Source organism: Streptomyces kaniharaensis (assembly GCF_009569385.1).
Taxonomy (GTDB): Bacteria; Actinomycetota; Actinomycetes; order Streptomycetales; family Streptomycetaceae; genus Kitasatospora; species Kitasatospora kaniharaensis.
This window is the reverse complement of record NZ_WBOF01000004.1, coordinates 1-18,143: the sequence shown is the minus strand read 5'-3', so window position 1 is coordinate 18,143 and position 18,143 is coordinate 1. Positions and strand designations below refer to the sequence as shown.

13 protein-coding genes are annotated in these 18,143 nt (G+C 73.2%); 8 read left to right on the top strand and 5 right to left on the bottom strand.

Annotated elements, in window-relative coordinates; all coding sequences use genetic code 11:
• The first annotated feature begins 6 nt into the window (after positions 1-6).
• The 7 genes from F7Q99_RS34800 to F7Q99_RS34770 all read left to right on the top strand — a co-directional run bounded on the left by F7Q99_RS34800 (position 7) and on the right by F7Q99_RS34770 (position 6,356).
• A complete protein-coding gene (locus F7Q99_RS34800; RefSeq protein WP_230211230.1) occupies positions 7-372 on the top strand; it encodes a hypothetical protein in 366 nt (121 codons plus the stop codon).
• On the top strand, positions 369-1,814 hold the full coding sequence (locus F7Q99_RS34795) for a hypothetical protein (protein WP_326847486.1): 1,446 nt from the start codon (positions 369-371) through the stop codon (positions 1,812-1,814). Before F7Q99_RS34800 ends, F7Q99_RS34795 begins: the two co-directional genes overlap by 4 nt.
• A 77-nt stretch (positions 1,815-1,891) precedes the next feature.
• Positions 1,892-2,086, top strand: coding sequence for a hypothetical protein (locus tag F7Q99_RS34790; RefSeq protein WP_153469707.1), 195 nt, complete (start codon positions 1,892-1,894; stop codon positions 2,084-2,086).
• Positions 2,083-2,643 (top strand): hypothetical protein, encoded by a 561-nt coding sequence (locus F7Q99_RS34785; protein ID WP_153469704.1) that lies wholly within the window; start codon positions 2,083-2,085, stop codon positions 2,641-2,643. The genes F7Q99_RS34790 and F7Q99_RS34785 overlap by 4 nt, the downstream gene beginning before the upstream one ends.
• Positions 2,643-3,149, top strand: coding sequence for a hypothetical protein (locus F7Q99_RS34780; protein ID WP_030230748.1), 507 nt, complete (start codon positions 2,643-2,645; stop codon positions 3,147-3,149). The genes F7Q99_RS34785 and F7Q99_RS34780 overlap by 1 nt, the downstream gene beginning before the upstream one ends.
• A gap of 62 nt (positions 3,150-3,211) precedes the next feature.
• Positions 3,212-5,419, top strand: coding sequence for a hypothetical protein (locus tag F7Q99_RS34775; protein WP_153469701.1), 2,208 nt, complete (start codon positions 3,212-3,214; stop codon positions 5,417-5,419).
• A 163-nt stretch (positions 5,420-5,582) separates the two neighbouring features.
• The gene (locus tag F7Q99_RS34770; protein WP_153469698.1) at positions 5,583-6,356 is read left to right on the top strand and encodes a VWA domain-containing protein; all 774 of its coding nucleotides are present in this window, start codon (positions 5,583-5,585) and stop codon (positions 6,354-6,356) included.
• A 1,346-nt stretch (positions 6,357-7,702) separates the two neighbouring features.
• On the opposite strand, the gene F7Q99_RS34765 is transcribed toward F7Q99_RS34770, so the two are convergent.
• From F7Q99_RS34765 to F7Q99_RS34750, 4 genes are all read right to left on the bottom strand, one after another.
• A complete protein-coding gene (locus F7Q99_RS34765; protein WP_153469695.1) occupies positions 7,703-7,963 on the bottom strand; it encodes a hypothetical protein in 261 nt (86 codons plus the stop codon).
• 86 nt (positions 7,964-8,049) lie between these two features.
• Positions 8,050-8,796 carry a hypothetical protein gene (locus F7Q99_RS34760; protein ID WP_153469692.1) on the bottom strand — a complete coding sequence of 249 codons (747 nt, stop codon included), beginning with the start codon at positions 8,794-8,796 and terminating at the stop codon, positions 8,050-8,052.
• Between the two features lie 114 nt (positions 8,797-8,910).
• A complete protein-coding gene (locus tag F7Q99_RS34755) occupies positions 8,911-9,123 on the bottom strand; it encodes a hypothetical protein (protein ID WP_153469689.1) in 213 nt (70 codons plus the stop codon).
• Positions 9,124-9,175: 52 nt separating this feature from the next.
• Positions 9,176-9,532, bottom strand: a complete 357-nt coding sequence (locus F7Q99_RS34750; RefSeq protein ID WP_153469686.1) for a hypothetical protein — start codon at positions 9,530-9,532, stop codon at positions 9,176-9,178.
• 1,793 nt (positions 9,533-11,325) lie between these two features.
• Between F7Q99_RS34750 and F7Q99_RS34745 the strand changes: the two genes are divergently transcribed.
• Positions 11,326-17,475 carry a DnaB-like helicase C-terminal domain-containing protein gene (locus F7Q99_RS34745; protein ID WP_153469683.1) on the top strand — a complete coding sequence of 2,050 codons (6,150 nt, stop codon included), beginning with the start codon at positions 11,326-11,328 and terminating at the stop codon, positions 17,473-17,475.
• 58 nt (positions 17,476-17,533) lie between these two features.
• Here F7Q99_RS34745 and F7Q99_RS34740 read toward each other — a convergent pair whose 3' ends face one another.
• The gene (locus F7Q99_RS34740; RefSeq protein ID WP_153469679.1) at positions 17,534-18,019 is read right to left on the bottom strand and encodes a hypothetical protein; all 486 of its coding nucleotides are present in this window, start codon (positions 18,017-18,019) and stop codon (positions 17,534-17,536) included.
• Positions 18,020-18,143 lie beyond the last annotated feature (124 nt).

Below are 18,143 nucleotides of genomic sequence, written 5' to 3'. Positions count from 1 at the left end.
TGACCGATGATCCGCTTCATCCGCACGAGCACCCTCGCCGGCCTGCTCCGGACGGCGGCGACCGCGCGCCACGAGGCCCGAACCGCCCGCCGCGAGCTGACCGAACTACGCAGCCGCCACCGCCGCCTGATCAGCCATCTCGCCCGGCGCGAACCCGCCCAGATCCTGGTCGTGCCGGTCCCCGCCACGGCCGGCACCGACCAGATCAGCCCGCTGACCCTCCTGCTGCTCGCGCTGTGGCACCAGGCCGCCCTCGAGCGCGAGGCGTTTCGCACCTGGGTCACCGAGGAGCCCACCCTCGTCACTACCGCAGAGCTGCAGGCACGCGCCGCCGAGGCCGCCAGCGAGGCCGCCCGGAGGGACAGCCCGTGACCTTCGACCAGATCCCGGGAACGACGCTCCCCATCACCGAGCTGCTCACCTCCTGGCAGTTCATCGCTGGCGCGATCGTTCTCACCCTCGGCCCGGCGCTCGCCCTGCGCCGACGGCGGGCTCTCCACGCCGCCCTCGACGACAAGCAGCGCTCCGCTGCCGCCGACCTGCACGGACGCCGTCTCGAAGACCGCCTGACCATGGTCATCGCCGCCGCGGCAGCGGCCCTGTCGGCGACCGGGCTCCGCCGTGTAGGCCGTCACCAGATGGGCCTGAGCGACCCGTTCGACCTTCTGCCCTTCGTCGCCCTCGACATCGCCGCGATGGTCTGCGGCCGCCGCGCGCGCCGCCGCGCCCGCGCCGGCGAAGGACCAGGGCTGTCCGGCGTCCTCTTCTGGGTACTGGCCGGCACCAGCTCCCTGTTCTCCGCAGCCGAAGCCGCCTCGCCGCTCGGCGCGGTCGTCCGCGCCGTGTGGCCGGTCCTGGCCGCAGTCCTGTGGGAACTCGGCTCCCTGGAGGAACGCCGCGCCGCCCGCAGCAGCCGCGCCCGCCCGGACCGCCGCCTGGCGCTGGTCCGACTCTTCCACCCCGTCGAGGCCGTCCGCGTCGCCCTGCTCCTGGCCGCCCGCCAGGACCTGGCCCAGGAAGAGGCCACCGCCGAGGTCCGCGTCTCCCGGGCCGCCTTCCGCTGGTACCGGCTGCGCCGCGCCCAAGAAGCGGTCCGCAAAGCCGGCCGACCGACCCGCTGGGCATACCGGCTCCTGGAGGCACGGGCCGACAGCCGCGCCCAGACCGCCAGCGAGCGAGCCCGGTGCGCCGACCCGGCCGTGCTGGAACAGGTCGTCGGCCGACTGCAGCTCCGCGTCCGGCAAGCGGAATGGGCCGGTATGAACCTGCGCTCCGCAGCGGCCTTCGAAGCCATGCGCGGCACGCTGATCGGAGCCGCCGGAACCGTTCCACCTCATACCGGCACCACCCATACCGGCACCCCGGACGACCCGGCCTCCCCCGAAGAACCGCAGGTGGAGAGCGGTATGGGGGCCACCGACGGTATGACCGACGTCCTGACCGACGCGGAGGTGGAGGAGAGGTTCGTCCGCCTCGTGCCCCTACGCAGCGACGGCAAGCTCGCGTGGGGCATCAACAAGTGCGCCAGCGCCGTCGGCATCGGCACACCCCGCGCCCGCAAGTTCCACAAGTCCCAGGACACCTGGCTCCCGGCCGCGGTGACCCGGTATGGCACCGGCACGGCAGCCCCTCTGGAACGCCACGTCGACCAGGCCCTGGCCCTGGCCAACGCGGCTCCCGAACCACCCGACACCGAGGGCCAGTCGACAGCCCAGACCTTCGACGACGAACTCCTGCTCGCCGGCCTGACCGACGGCTACCAGGTGCTGCCCGGCTCGACGCTCCTCGTCCCTGCGGGCGCTGGCCGACGCTGACCCGCCCCACCTGCCTCGCTCTGCGGACGTCGGCCCCGGCCGCCCGCGAGCTCCCGAAATCTCGTGAGGACCCAGCCATGCCCAGCCCTGCCAACACGCCGGCCCAGTCCTTCGACGACCATGTCGCGGACGTGCTCGCTCTTGTCGCCGACCGGCGGCCCGCGCTCTCCCCGCGCGTCTCCCCGCGCCCGCGGCACATCGGACGCCCGCACCTCACGCTCGTCCCGCCTCTGAGCGGCCGCGCCGCCGACGACCGCGAGGCCCACCGATGAAGATGATCTCGACCGGGCGCCGCCGAGCAGAACCCGCCGCCGCGCCCCGGAGCCAGCCTGGCGCCGATTCCGCCGCGATCGGCGGAGACGAGCTCAGGGCCCGGGCCTACGTGAAGGCCGCCCTGGGGGAGACGGACACCCTCGCCCCGACTCGGCGGAACCACCACACCGCCGCCGTGGGAGAGGGGGAAGCCCCAGCCGTCGCCCCCGGGGTTGAGGTCCACCACCACCACCACTACTACTACGCCGAGATGCAGGCCCCGACCGCCGGCCGGGACCGGATGTTCGACTTCTCGTGGATCGTCGCGGACAAGGCCCGCCTGAGCGCAGTGGCCGCAGGGGCGCTGATCCAGCCCGCCCTCTACGCCCTGGCCCACGACGCCGGCACGGCCGCGCCCGTCGGCATGGCGTTCATGGCCGCCCTGATCACGGGCTCCTGGCGGCTGCGCTACCCCGGCGCGATCACCCGATGGCTGTTCACCCTGAACATCTCCGCCGCCGTGCTCTACGGACCCACCTTCCTCCTGATCGTCACCGCCCTGACCGGAGCCTCCTGATGTTCACCACCGCCACGTACGTCACGATCGGCGGCCTCACCGTGGCCCTCTCCTTCCTCGTCTGGCGCGGAGTGCGCTTCTTCCGCCACGACCTGCGCAGCTGGAAGGCCCTCATTCCCTTCCTCCTCGGCCAAGCACTCGGCATGCTGTCCGTCCTGTGCACCGGGGGAGCGCTCGGGTACTTCTTCGGCTTCGTCGCCCACGTCATGAACATGGGCGGGGACAAGGTCCTGTCCGGCGCGACCGGATCGGCCACCCCCGCAATCCACGGCGGAGCCCACCCCGGAGTGATCACCCCGTCCGGCGCCATGGTGCTGGTGCTGCTCTGCGTCGGCCTGGCTACCGCCTGGAAGTCGATCACCAAGTCCGTCTCCCTCGACTTCGGGCTCGGCGCCGCCTCCGGCAGCGGACTCGGACTGTCCGCAGGTGGCGCCGGCCTGGCCGCCGCCACCCTCGTCCCCCTCGTCAACGGCATCGGCATCCAGATCACCGGCGCCTTCAACTGATCCACGCCGCGGTTGCCGCCGCCCGCCCGGCCGGCAACCGCGGCACCGCCAGGAGCAGCAGCATGTCCGCCTCCCCCGCATCGTTCGACGAGTCCGACAAGGAAGCCGTCGACTCCGGCCCCCGCGACGATCCCAACGAGCCGCCGCTACCGGACCGGGCCGCCCGAGCCGCCACCCTCACCGCGTACGTACACAAGATCGCCGTCCGGGAGCGCTCCGTCCTCGCCGACGGCACCCGCCACACCGCGCGGCAGCTGAGCCGCTGGTGGAACGCCCAGGACCTCTCCCCGGAGTACCTGACCGCCTTCCACCTCAACCACCAGCACACCCAGTGGAAAGAACGCCGCACCGCCGACCTGCGGGAGATCAACACCCAGCTCAAGCACTGGAAGAACTCCAGCGACCATCAGGCACACCGCCAGCGCGCCCTCTACTCCCGAGAGGCGAACGCCGTCCGCGGTGAAACGTTCACCCCCCGCCCGCCCAGCGGCGCCGACCTCGCGGCCACCCGCACCGCCCGGGCCCGAAACCGGCGCCTGGGCACCGCCGTGCTGGCTGCCATCTCCGTCGCCCTCGGCGCACAGAACCCCGCCCCCGCCGCCTACACCGCCGCCACCGCCGCCCTGCTCGCAGGAGCAACCGCCTGGATCCAAGGGCGCCGGCCCACCACGCTGAACCCTCCGCCGCCCCGCCTCGGATTCCCCGCACCCGAGCCGGCCCCCGGCGTAGCCAGCGCAACCCAGTCCGACACCACCCCGTACCCCATAGCCCGAGCGACCACCGCAGACCTGGCGGCAGAGTGCATCCTGCGCGCCCTGCGAGCCGAGAACATCCCCGTCGCCGAAATCACCGACGTCGAGCAGCAGCCCTGGGGCTGGCAGTCCACCGTCCGCGTCTCCAAAGGCACCCCTGCCGCGATCATCGACAAGGCCCCCGACCTTGAGACGCTCTTCGACCTCGGCAAGGGCGACGTCATCGTCCAGCCGCTGAAGAACCGCACCGCCTGTGCGACCCTCCTGCTACGCCAAGGCGACATGTTCGCCGATCTACCGCCCGCGCCCTACCTCGCGCCGAAGTCGATCAGCATCACCGACTCCTCCGTCTACGGCGGCTCCGCCAACGGCCGCCCCCTCGCCTTCCCCCTGGCCGGCCTCATGGGCGAGGTCATCGCCCGATCCGGCGGCGGCAAGTCCACCCTGCTGCGCGCACTCGTCGACGTCACCACGGCATGCCGCGACGCGGTCACGCTCTTCCTCGACCCCAGCGGCGACGGACCCGGTCCCTACGAAGACGCGATCCGGCTCACCAGCCTCGACCCCGCGACCATCGAGCGCACGCTGCTGTGGCTGCACTGCCTGGCCGCAGGCCGCGCCCGCATCCGCCGCGGTCTCGGCATGGGCGACGCCTGGCAACCATCCCCTGAACATCCAGCAGTCCTTGTATTCATCGACGAATTCCCCAAGCTGACCGAACTTTCCAAGCTGCTTGTCGCATCCCTCCTGCTTATCGGCCGCAAGGAGGGGGTCTGGATCGTCTTCGCCGCGCAGGGCGCCACCACAGCCTTCCTCGGCTCCAACCTGGCCCAGCAGCCGGCCCTGAAGATCCTCGGCCCGTGCCGCGACGTCGACGTCAAAGCCGCCCTCGGCGGCGGCATGATGGACGAAGGCTGGCTCCCGCACCGCCTCAACGGCAAGTCCGGCGACGACCTGCGGCAGTGCGCACAGGTCTACATCGAAGGCGCGCCGGGCATGCCGGACGACCCCATGATCCACAAGATCCACCACATCACCCTCGACGAGGCGAAGCGCCGCGCAGCTGAACGGGCTGAGGCTGGTCTCGTCGAGATCGACGAGACCAGCCTCGCCGCCGCTCTGGGCGCCCCACTGCCGGACTTCGTCACCGGCGCCGCCGACGACCGACTCAGCGAACCGCCCACCTGGGGGGAACTTCTCCGACTCACCGGAGCGACTGGCGCCCCCGCAGCGGCGCAGCCAGCGATCGCGCTACACCTGCTGGGCGCCTTCGCCGAGCACGGCAACCCGCCCCACCTCACCGTGGCCCAGATCCTCGACCACCTGCGACAGGCCGACCCCGAGCGGTGGGAACGCTGGGACGACCGCGAGGAGAACACCAGGCTCCGAGAAGTCGGCAAGGCCCTCGCGCGAGCGCTGCGCACCTCGGGCCTCACGCTCGCCTCGCGCCGCCTCACCGATCTGGCGGGCAAGCCGACGGGCTACCGCCTTGCCGAGCTGCGAAAGGCCCTGGAGTGACGAAGTGAGTTGCTTAAGTCTATGAGTTGAGGTAATGTTTGATCTGCGGGCAACGCTGGGACGCCGAGCATCGCTCATCAACGGCGTCACACCGACCCCCATCAGCACACCTCTATTGTCCGAACCCGCAGAAGCGGGATCTTCGGCACGTACAAGGAGCACTATGTCCATCCCCAGCCTGACCAAGACCTCCGCCATCAGCCTGGAGAAGATCACCGGCACGGCACCCGGCTTGATCGACACCTACAGGTCGGCCGAGGCCACCCTCAGGAATATCGACCTCCTGGGCCTGCGAGCCGCCGTCTACCTCGTCCTGGACCGCTCGGGTTCCATGCGCCGGTTCTACAACGACGGCAGTGTCCAGCGCCTGTCCGAGCAGGCGCTCGGCCTGGCCGCCCACTTCGACGACGATGGCATCGTGCCCCTCACGTTCTTCTCCACCGGAGTCCACACCCACAAGGTCCGCCGTGGCCTGCTGCACCGCAGCGAGAAGACCATCGACCTCTCCCTGGACAACTACCAGGGCCGCGTCGGCGCGATCCACAACGGCCTCGGCCACATGGGCCGCACCTACTACGCGAGCGGGATGGAAGCGGTCATTGAGCACTACCAGCAGAGCAAGACCACTGCTCCGGCCTTCGTCATCTTCCAGACCGACGGAGCCCCGGATGACAAGCCCGCCACCACGAAGCTGCTCAAGGAGGCGGCGAAGCTCCCCATCTTCTGGCAGTTCATCGGCTTCGGCAACGACCCGTTCGCCTACCTCCGCAGCCTGGACGACATGCCGGTCCCCGCGGCTCGAATCGTCGACAATGCGGGATTCTTCGCCGCCGGAGACAACCCCAGCGCCTTGACGGATAACCACCTCTACTCCCAGCTGATGGGGGAGTTCCCGAAGTGGCTCAAGGCAGCCCGAGAGCAGGGCATTCTCCGCTGACCCCTGCCCCTTGAGACGCCGATGCGGCGGTGTCCCCAGGTCGAGACCTGGGGACACCGCCGCATCGGCGTCTGCCCGTACTGGTCGGCCCGCGCGGCGGTCGGCCAACCGAGTCAGGACTACCGGCGCCCGCCGGTCCGTTACAGCCAGCGAGGGCCTGGCCCATGGCCGCGTACTGCTTGTCCGAAGACTGTCTGCTGTTCGCCCTCCTGGGCGTGCCGTGCCTCGACGGACGAGCAGCAGACGAATGCAGGTCCATCCGCCACCTGCGAAGACGCCTTGGACAGCTGCGAGAGGAAGTGGCCGTGGGAGCAGCAGAACCGGCCCGTGGACCGCGCGTCGGGGGGAGATCTCTCCCCTCCACCCTGAGAGTCCGGCCGGGGAGGAGATCTCTCCCCGCTCCCGGCCGGCCGGACAGCCCCGCACGCGTCCGCGATGGGGAGTGATCTCTCCCCGCCGCGCAGAGCAGGAAGGAAACGCCGAGGGCGGGGGGAGTGACATCTCCTCCCTTTGGCCGGCGGCAGGACTCATGGCCGCTCCTCCGCCCGGAAGGAGATATCTCCCCCCAGGCGGAGGGCTCGGGACCACGCCGGCCGGGAGCGAACAGAGTGGTTCCGTTTGGGGTTCCCTTTGGAGTCCCGTTTGGAGTCCCCTTTGAGGTTCCGTTTCAGGTCCCGTTTCGAGTCCCCTTCCATTCAAGTCGCTAGAAGCCAAACAGGCAGGTCACAGGCACGGACAAGGGGACCGCGGCACGCCGACTACTTCCCTACGGGCCTATGGCGGAGCTGGATGGACGTGCGAAGAAACATCAGCTGGAGCGGGAGAGAGCAGGCAGAGCCGGCGTGCGGCGAGGCAGAGGGTTGGAGCGGTACGGACGACGGACGGAGGAGGAGCGGGGTTGGAGCGGTACGGACGACGGACGGAGGAGGAGCGGGGTTGGAGCGGTACGGACGACGGACGGAGGAGGAGCGGGGTTGGAGCGGTACGGACGACGGACGGAGGAGGAGCGGGGTTGGAGCGGTACGGACGACGGACGGAGGAGGAGCGGGGTTGGAGCGGTACGGACGACGGACAGAGGAACAGCGGAGTTGGAGCGGCAGAACCTTGCAGACCAGAGGTAGGACACGGGCGGCTCAGAGCGAACCATGGTGAGCGGAGCGGGTAGGTCGGACGGCAACAGGCCAGAGGACGTGGTGGCCGTTTGGGAGCGTGGCGCGGGTGAGACCGTGAGGGTGCCGGGTGCCGGGTGCCGGGAGGCGGCGGGCGGCGGCGGGCGGCGGCGGGCGGCGGGGGGAAAGCAGGATGCCCCGCTCACGTTGTGAGCGGGGCGGGGGCGGGGGCGGGCGCTACGCGGCGCGCTGGTTGGCGTCGGCCAGCAGGGAACGACCGACGTGCCCTGCGGCTTCTGCGGGGGACTTCCCGGCCCCGAGGGCCAGTAGGTAGCGCGTGGTGGTGACGGCGACTGCTTCGGGGGTGCTGAGCGCCTTGTGGACCATGGGCGGTCGTACGCCCCACTGCTGGGCGATCAGCGTGCTTGCGGCGGAGGTGATGAACGCTACGGCGTCGGCCACACCGTTGGCCTCATCCGGGGAGAGCGAGTCGCTCATGGTCCTACTCCTTTCAAGGTGAGTGTGGCGTGCGGGTCGGAGTCAGGAGGTCCGGGGTGCGCCCGGTGGGCGCACCCCGGGGTGTGTCACGCCTTGGTCAGCGTGGCCAGCTCGGCGGACAGGTCCGCGCGCTTGAGGTTCAGCGCTGCGATCGCGCCGGTGAGCTGTGCGGCGGGAGCCATGTCCGGGGTGACGTCGGGGCTGGTCATCCCGTTCTCCGGAAGCTCGTCGCGCTCCTTGGTCAGGTCCGCGATCCGCTCGCCGATCGACAGGACGTCGAACTTGAGCTTGTCGATCTTGTCGGCCTTCGCCTTGGCGTGCTGCTCGGTCCAGGGGGTCTCCGACTTGATGAACTCGGCGTACTTGGCGGCCAGCTCGGCGAGATCGTCGCGCTTCATCCATTCGACCACCAGGGCCGTCACCAGGTCAGCGGTGCGGATCGCGGTCCGACCGGAGACGTCCACCGCGCTGACGCCGGTGGCGTACTGGGCACCGGCCAGGTTGTGGAGCCAGATGATCGGCGAGGCGGCCGTGATGTCCAGCGGGTTCACCTTCTTGTGCCCGACCACGAACGGGGTGCTGGCGCTTCCCAGGGCCGGGACGTCAGTGCGCTGGTGCCGGTCCTCGGACGAGCCCGCGCCGAACTGGACGTTCACCAGACCCGGCACCGTGGGCTCCGCGTCGTAGTCCGGGTGGATCACGAAGGACCCCACCGGAAGGACGCCCTCCTGCACGATCCGCTTGACCGTGTAGGTCACCTCACCGTTCTCACCGATGTTGCTCTCGGCGGAGTAGGTGGCGCCGGTCACGGTGGTGAAGGTCTGAGCGGTCATGTTCGTTGTCCTCCTGCGTTGAATGGGGCCGGGATGCCGTTCCCGGCCCCTTGTGAGTTCTACTTTACACAGACTCAGAGAGTTAAGCAACATCGAATCTGTGAGTGGTCGATGTCAGTGAGCGGCGGGCGCCATCATGCGGCCCATGGCTTCCCGAAGGGCCTCGTGTCCGACGGTGGTGGCCTTGACCACGAAGACGCTCCGGGAGCGAGCCCGAACCTCCGCGCACTCGGCCAGCCTCTCCCACAGCTTGAGTTCCGCGAACAGCTTCCGGAACGCCTCCACGGAGGTCCGGGCTATGCGGTACTGCTTGGTGGTGTGTTCCATGATCGCGCCTTTGTGGTTGGTGGTTCAGTGCGGGGTGCCGAAGTGCAGATGCCTACAGGGCCTCGACCGCGCAGAGCGTGAGAAAGCAGACCGGCGCTATGCAGGCGGCCAGGATCAAGAGTCCTACCGTGTCGCGAGAGGCCGCCTTGAAGGTCAGCGTCAAGAGGTTCAGCGCGTCGCGGGTAGCGGTGATTTCGGGGAGTTCGCAGTACGGGGGACGCTGGGTCAGCAGAAGCCCGTACTCCGCCTGGTAGTTGTCCGACCTCGTGAAGAATCCGGCGTAGAACTCGGCCGTGCGTCGGCTGCTGGCGAAGGATTTCCCGAGGTAGCCGCTGAGGTCCAGCGAGACTCCGTTGTGAGTGACGTACCAGGTGAAGAAGGAGCGCCGCTTGACGTTGTAGGAGTCCATTTCAGTCCTTTCGGGGCGCGCGCCGGCCGAGCGGTCGCACTGTCGGCGGCTTTTGCCGACCTCGTGATCACCACAGTACACACACTCATAGACTTAAGCAACGTGCCCGTCCCGGCCTCGCTCCACTGGCTTCGCGCCGCACCCGCCCCGCCGCTGCGCGCCGCACCCGCCTCGGGCATCCGGCCGCCGCTGGGTGGCGGGGGAGTGACCTCTCCCTGCCCCGGCCTCCGCGCCGCCGGGCCGCCCGGGCCTGCCCGCCCGTGCCGGGTGGTGGGGGAGTGATCTCTCCGGCCGCCCCCGCCGCCGCCCTCGGCCGTCGTTCGCCGCGCCCGCCCTCCGGCCGCCGCGCCGTGCCCGCTTCCCGTCCGGCCTCCGTCCGCCCCCCGGCCGCCCCGTCCGCTGCTGCTCCGCCCTCCGCGCCGCTCCCGTCCGTGCCCGCCCCGCCGCTGCGCTCTGTTGGGTGGTGGGGGAGTGATCTCTCCCTGCGTCCTGCCGTCCGTGCTGCGCCGCCGTGCCGGGTTGTTGGTCTCGCTGCTGCCGTCGGCAGCTTGTACGTCGGCTGCCCCGGACCACCCCACGGATAGATTCCAAGATCTTTTTGTCGGTCGTTGCCACTGGGGGTATCCGGTCGCGCCCGTGCCCGGAGGCCGCCCACCCGCCGGGGCCGTTCCGGTCGGGGTGGCGGGGGGAGTGACCTCTCCCCCCGGGCCGCCGCCGGGCCGCTGCCGCTCGCCTCCGCCGTTCGCCGCCGCCCGCCGCCCGCCGTCCGCCGCCCCCGCCCTCCGGCCGCCCCCGTCCGCTGCGCCGCCTGCCCGCCCGCGCCGTCGTCCGCCGCCGCGCTGGGGAGTGACCTCTCCGGCCCCCGGCCGTTCGGCGCCGTCCGGTCCCGTCCGCCGCCGTCCGCTTCCGTTCGGTCCCGTCCTGTCCCGGCCGGGGTTCCGGGCCGCCCGTTTCGGGCGTCCCGCCGCCTGTCCGTCCCGCCGTACCTCCGCCGCGCCGGGGCCCGCCCGGCCGTCGGGTCCCTGCGGGGTTCGCCTGTACGCCGGCTGCCGCCAGCTTCTCCCGCCCGGTCCGCCCGGTCCGGGCGGCGCCCGCCGGGCGCGCGTCTGTCCCGCCCCGGGCTGCCGGGCCCGCCCGGTCCGCCCGCTTCTCCCGCCGGTCAGCCGTTCGCTGTGCCACGCCCGGCCGCCGGGTCCGCCGGCTGCCGCCCGGGCGCTGTACCTCCGTCCGTCGGGCCCGCGCCCCGGTCCGGCTGCTGCGCCCTGCCCCGGTCTGCCGTCCGTCCGTCGTCTGCCGTCCGTCCGTCGTCTGCCGCCCGCTGTCCGCCGCTCCCGCCTCCGGGCCTCCGCCGTCCCGCCGGTCCGGCCGCTGCGCCCCGCCCGCGCTGTCCGCCGGGGCTGCCCGGCTGCCGCCCGGGCCCGCGCCGCCGAGCCCCCGGGGTGACACGCCTTCACTCGTTCTCGTTACAACATTCCGTGCCGGGTGTGTACCCGTGTGGCTAGACTGACAGCCAGCGTTACACCTTGTGTGTGGGTGCGGATGGCCTGCGGCCTGGGGCCGTGCTGCGCCCTGCCCGGGACCGGGACGGCCTCCTGCCGCCCGCCGGTCCGCCGTCGCCCGGTCCGCCGGGTCCGCCGGTCTACGCCGCCGTCCGGTCGGCTCCGCTGCCCCGTCGGTGGTGGCGCCCGCCCGCTTCGGGCCGGTGCGCCGTCGCCCCCGGGCCGTGCCGGTCGTCCCCCGGTTGTCTCCCGGTCGTTGTCTGCTGTGCGTCTCTTCTGTGTCTGGAGTGCCTGGTGTCCTCTTCTCGTTCGGGTTCCTCCCGCGCCGCTGCCGGTGGCCGTCGCGGTGATGCCGGTGCGGCGCGCGGTGCGGACGGGGCCCCGCCGGTCGCGGGCCCGGCCGGCCAGGACCCGCTCGTCCCGGCCGCAGGGGGCGCCGGCACCCCGGACACGACCACCAGCACCCCGGACACGACGGCCGGTGCCGGGGGCGCGATCGCCGGTGCTGCGCCCGCTCCGGCCCGCTCCGGCAGCGCCCCGCGCGGAGCCGTACGCGGGGCCGGTTCCTCGCGGCGGTCCGGCCGGACCCCCGCCACACCGGCCGCCTCCGCCCCGGAGCCGGGGGCGGCCGGGTACCTGAACCTTCCCGGCCCGGAAGACCCGCTGTGGGTGTCGATCCCGCTGGGGCTGCGCCAGAACCTGGCCATGCCCGCCTACCAGTTGGTGAATCCGGCGCGCGGTCACCTGGCCACCCCGGCGGGCCGCAAGCTGAAGTCCGCGCTCGGGGCCGCCGCCCGGGGCAAGCTCACCGGGACGCACTGGCTCGCGCTGCTCACCGCTCCTCGTGCCGCGTTCGGCGGCCCGACCAGCCAGAGGGCGGGCCAGGTGTACAAGGCCCTGGAGCAGCTGGTGGCCGACCACCTGCGGCCCGCGCTGGGCGCGGTCGCCGCGGCCGAGTTCGCCGCCGGGGTGGAACTGGCCCAGGCCGCGCCCGCCGACCCGGCCGCCGCCGTACCCGCCGCCCCGGAGACCGGCCCCGCCGCCGCCCCGGTGCCGGGCACCCCGTCCGGCACCGGCCAGGCCACGGCCGCCGCCCCGGAGGCCGACGCCACCGACGCCACCGACGTCCCGGCCCCGGCCTCGCTGCGCCCCGCCTCGGCTCCGGGCGGCGACGTCCCCCACCCGGCCACCCCGGCCGCCGTAACTACCCCTCCATCCAACGCCGTTGACGCCGACCCGGCCGTCGCCGACCCGGCCGTCGCCGACCCGGCCGTCGCCGACCCGGCCGTCGCCGACCCGGCCGTCGCCGACCCGGCCGTCGCCGACCCGGCCGTCGCCGACCCGGCCGTCGCCGACCCGGCCGTCGCCGACCCGGCCGTCGCCGACCCGGCCGCCGCCGTGCCCGGCCCGGCCCCGGCTGCTGTCACCCTCCCCACCCCCGCCGGACCGGACCCGGACCCGGACAGCACTGCCCCGGCCCAGCCCGGGCCGCCGGCCGGAACCCCGGCACCGGCGCCGGTGCCGCTGGGCGACCTGGCCGAGCTCCTGAGCGTCACCACCCAGACCCCGGGGACGATCCTGGCGGTCACCAGCACGCACACGACCACCGCGCAGACCGCTCTCGCCCAGGCCCAGGACCTCGAGCCCGCTCACCTGCCGACCGTGCAGGTGAGCGGCCACGACCGCGCGTCCCTGATCCGCGCCCTGTACACCCGGCTCGGCCTCGGCCAACACCGCCGGCTTCCCGGTCTCGACGAAGCCGAAGACCTGATCACCGCCGAGCTGCAGCACACCCCCCGCCTGGTCATCGCCACCACCACCCTCGGGCTGCGCCCGGCCGCGCTCCAGCTGCTGCACCGCCTGTGGGCGCCGAAGCCGTTCCCGCTGGTGCTCGTCGGCGACACCACCCTCGACGGCCTCCTGAGGCGCCACGACCTCGCGGAACTCCACCCCCACATCACCCACCACCGCGTCCAGGAGCCCCCCGTGCCGCAGTCTGCCGCCGCCCCGGCCCCGGCCGCCGACACCGCCCCCGCCGCGCCGCAGCCCGCGACCCCCGCCACCGTCCCGGCCCCGGCTTCCGCCGCCGGGCCGCACCCCACAGCCGCCGGCGCCACCGTCCCGGCCGCCGACCCGGCCACCGCACCCGCCGCCGCGGCCGACGGCCTGCTCCAGGACCTGCACTCCACGGTCGAGCACCACGCCCTGCTGTGCGTCACCGGCCCCGCCCCCGCCGACACCGCGATCACGGCGGTCACCGCCGCCACCCAGCACCAGCCCCTGCCCGCCGTCTGGATCCGCCCCCACCCCGGCACCGACGAACCGGCCCTCATCCGCGCCCTGTACACCGCCCTCGGCCTTCACCACCGCCAGCCGCAGCCCCGCGAACACAGCGCCGCGCTGGAACTCGTCGCCGCCGAACTCGACCGCTCCGCCCGCCTCCTGGTCGTGCCCGACGCCCACCGGCTGGCCACCGCCGCGCTGCAGACGCTCTACGGCCTCTGGGCGCCCGGCGGGCCGGAGCGCTTCCCCCTGGTCCTGGTCGCAGACGACCACCTCCACACCGTCCTCGACCGCCCCAAGCTGGCGAGCCTGAAAGCCGCAGCCGACCACCACCGCCTGGCCACCGCCGCCCCCGCGCCGGAGGCGCGCGAGAACACCCCCGCCCCGGCCGCCCCGGCCGCCCCGGTTCCGGCCGGACCGCAGCCGGACGCCGCCGTACCCGCCCCGGAGACCGGTACCACCACGGCGCCCACCGCCCCGGCCCCGACCGGTGAAGTCCCCGCCGCGCCCCACCCCGTCCCGGCCGCCCCGGCCGCACCGACCGGTGAAGACCCGGCCACCCCGGCCGCCGGCGCCGCCCTGCGGCCGGCCACCGCCCCGGCCGGCGAAGCCCCCACCGTCCCCTCGACCCTCGACCCGGCGCCCGCACCGCTCCCGCCGGGCCTCGACCTGGTCCTGGCCCCGAGCCCGCAGACACTCCACCAGGCCCGCAGCACCCTCCCGCAGCTGATCAGCGCCGCCGGCCAGGGCACCTCCACCCCACTGGCCCGCGGCACCCACCACGCCCTGCTCACCGCCCCCACCACCGCCACCACCCTGGGCTGGGACCTGACCACCGCCACCGCGCACGGCACCGCCGACGCCCGCAAGAAGCTCGGCGACCTCATCCAGGCCGCCGCCACCGGCCACCCCCAGGTCCTGCGCCGCCACGTCACCCCCCTCGCCGTGCTGCTCCCCGCCGCCCCCGACGGCACCCCGCTCCCGCCCCCCGGCCACCCCGGCCGACCCGCCCCCGGTACACCCGCCGCAGCAGCAACGACCGGACCCAGCACCGGAGTTGTAACGCCCACCCCGGCCACCGTCCCCGCCGCAGCAGCGCCCGCCCCGGCCGCACCGGACCGCAGCAGCGAAGTCGAGCCGGACGACACCCTGTTCTCCACCCCGGCCACTTCCGGCGCCCAGCCGGCCACCGTCCCGGCCCCCGCCGTGGTCGAGCCCGTCCCGGCCGCCAACCCCGCCGCGGCTGTGCCCGGCCAGGCCGCCGATGCCGAGCCGGCCACCCCGAACGCACCCGCCCCGGCACCGGCGGCCGGCGAGCCCGCCCTGCAGGACCCCGCGGCCGCGGCCCCGCCGGCCGGCCAGCCGGCCGCGGCGCCCGCCACACCGCGGCCCCCGCGCCGCCTCGCCCCGCTCGCCGACGCCCTCACCACCGTCCTCACCCCCCAAGCCCCCGACCCGGACACCACCCCGGCCGGCCCGCGCGCCCTGTCCACCGGCATCCGCACCCTCGACGACGCCCTCGGCGGCCTCCAGCCCGGCCGCTTCTACCTCGCCGCAGCCGCCCCCGGCACCGGCGGCAGCCTCCTCGCCACCACCACCGCCCGCACCACCGCCCTCGACCACCACCTCCCCGTCCTCTACGCCGCCTCCGGCCTCACCCGCGCCGACGTCGCCGCCCGGATCGTCGCCGCCCACCTGCCCGTCGACTACCGCCGCCTGCGCACCGGCCACCTCACCCCCGCCGAACAGGCCGACGCCACCACCCTCCACACCGAGCTCGCCGCCGCCCGCCTCTACATCGACGACGGCACCGACCTCACCCCCGACGCCATCGCCGAGACCGCCGCCGACCTCGCCGCCGACCTCACCCACACCACCGGCCAGCCCGGCCTGGCCCTGGTCGTCGTCGACCGCCTCCAGGCCCTCGACGACCCCCGCCTGCCCCTGTCCGGCCCCCGCCTCACCGACGCCGCCCAGGCCCTGGCCCACCTCGCCCGCACCCACCACGTCCCGGTCCTGGCCATCCTCGACACCGACCAGCCCGACCTGGTCACCGCCCTCGGCCTCGACACCACCCTCACCCTCCACCCCCACCCCGACGCCCCCACCACCCAACTCCTCCTCACCATCGCCGAACGCGACCTCGGCACCCAAGCCACCCTCACCCTCACCGCCGACCGCGCCCACGCCCGCCTCACCGACCCCACCCCCTTCAACCCCTACGCCCGCCCCAACCCGGCGCCGGAGGCGCCCAACACCCCCGCGGCCCCAGCGCCGGAGGCGCCCACCAACCCCCCCACCACAGCGCCGGAGGCGCCCACCCAGGCTTCTGCGGCCTCCGACTGGCCCACCATCGCCGTCCCCGGCCACCCCGCCCAGGACACCGCCGCTGCGCCCGACCCCGACTTCGACTCCGAGGTCACCCCGGCCACCGCGGCAGCCCTGGACACCCTGGCCAACCTGACGCCCGACCAGCCCCCCGCCCCCCCGCTGCGCCCGACCCGGGACCGCGCGGCGCGTACGGCCGCCCCCAGGCCCGCCCGCACTGGCGGCGGGGACTACGCGGGCCGGGACTACGGCCACTTCCTCGACATGATCAACTCGGTCGTCGAGCAGACCCTCCAGGAGCACGGCGGCGACACCAAGGCCGCGATCACCGCGCTGGAGCTGAAAGCAATTCCGAACGGAATGGCCCTCTTCGAGGCAACCCGAGTCGGCGGAAATTACGAGCACACCGTCTACCCGGAACGCCTCGAATTCCTCAGTAAGAAATCCCGCGACGGAGCCGACGACATCTGGGAGGGCCGCCACAAGTGGGAGAACGGCCCGCTCATGGACCAGCTCAAGGCCGGCACCCACCCGGACATCGACGTCGACGTCCTGGACACCAACGCCGCCTTCTGCAGCTCCCTGAAGACCTGGCTGCCCATCGGCGCCCTGCAGCACCAGCCGGACGGCGGCTTCAACCCCAAGCGCTCCGGCATCTACCTCCTTCCCAAGCGCCCCACCTGGGAACACCCGCACCTGCCCGACCCGATCGGCAACCGCCGCGAGCTCGGCCCGGTCCTCCTGGACGACGCCACCATCCGCCTCCTGATCCGCTGCCACAAGCTCGGCCTCGCCGAGGCCCCCGCACATCACCCAGGCATGGACCTCCGGCGCCTCCGAAAACATCGCGGAGAAGTTCCGCCGCGTCCTCACCATCGCCCGCGAAAAGGCCATCCTCGACGGCGACGACGTCACCGAGAAATACGTCAAGGCGATCTACTCCAAGTTCGTCTCCACCATCGGCGAATCATCATTCAACCGAGACCTCCGCCGACCCGACTGGATGCACATCATCCGCAGCCAGGCATTCGCCAACCTCTGGTACAAGGCACACCGCGCCCACGAACACGGCCTCACCATCGTCCGACTCCGCGGCACCGACGAACTCCACATCACCGGCGACACTGCATGGCGAACGGTATTCAACGAAGGCCGCCTCACCACCCAGCTGAAGCTCAAGACCCAGTACACCCTTTACGCGAAGGCCGCCTAATGTCGACCGACGGCTGGAAGAACTTCGGCAAATACGGCGCCGACCTCGACCCCGAAAACCGCCACGGGAAAATCGTCCTCGCCCGCGCCCTCGAAGACGCCCTGGAACGGATGATCGTCGAGGGCGGCATCAAGTCCCCCGTCACCACCCGCCGCGGCCTCATCGCCCGCATGAAGTACCTCACCACCACCCAAGGCGGCGCCCAGGCCATGGCCGACGCCGGCATCACCGCCGTCCCCAAGACCATCAGCGCCTGGACCAAGGGCAAGCAGCACCCCCTCCCCGCCAACCTCGACGCCATCGACACCGCCTACTGGAACCTCCGGGCCGCCAACATCCTCAACAACCCCGGCGCGTTCAAGCAGCACCTCAACAACAACGGCAAGGGCACCAAGGTCGAGATCCACCCCATCAACCAGGACGTCGTCGACGAACCCCGCCGCCGCGACAACCTACGCATCCGCACCCTGCAGGTCCGCTACCTCTGGGACGACGCGGTCGACGCCATGGTCGCCGGCGACGTCGGCAAGCTCGAGGAGATCTGGGACGACGTCATCGCCGACCTCGACTCCGACTGGGGCGCCTACACCTACGTCCGCCACATCGGCCTCGGCGCCTGACCACCCCCACCCAGCCGCGCGCCCGCCCCACCGGGCCGCAGCTGCGCCCCACCCCAGCTCAGACCAGCACCACCGGGCACAGCAGCGCGTACATCTCCCCCCGCAGCTGCGCCTCCGCGATGTCCCAGGGGCCGGTGATGCTGCCGGCCAGGGCGACGAAGACACCGTGACGGCGCGCGGTGCGGCGCCAGGCGCGCGAGCTGTTCAGGCCGCCCTCGTAGAAACAGACGCCGGACCGGCCGGTCACCATGAGGACGTCGCCGGCCACGTCCAGGACGGCCGACCAGCCGGCCGCCGGCTCCGCCCAGCCCTCGAAGTCGTCGAACCGCGCCCACCCGCCGGACGCCAGCCCGGCCAGGTGCGGATCCGGCCCGCGGCCGCCGGCCGACGCGAACGTCTCGACCCGGTGCGAGGCCGCGAAGACCACCTGCGCCCGCTGCGCGTCGACGGCCCACGCCTGCATGCCCAACGGCCGTAACGGCTCGCTGCCGACGTCGACGGCGTACATCGTGCCGCCGTCCACCGGGGCCGCCTCGTCGCTCACACCAGGCCAACGAACCGGCCCCCCAGAGGTAACCCACCAGCGGCCGGCCCCGCCCCGCTGCGCACCGCCGGGTCCCGGTCGGAGCTCCACCACCTGGCCGAGCGGGCCGGGCTGAGCCGCCCGC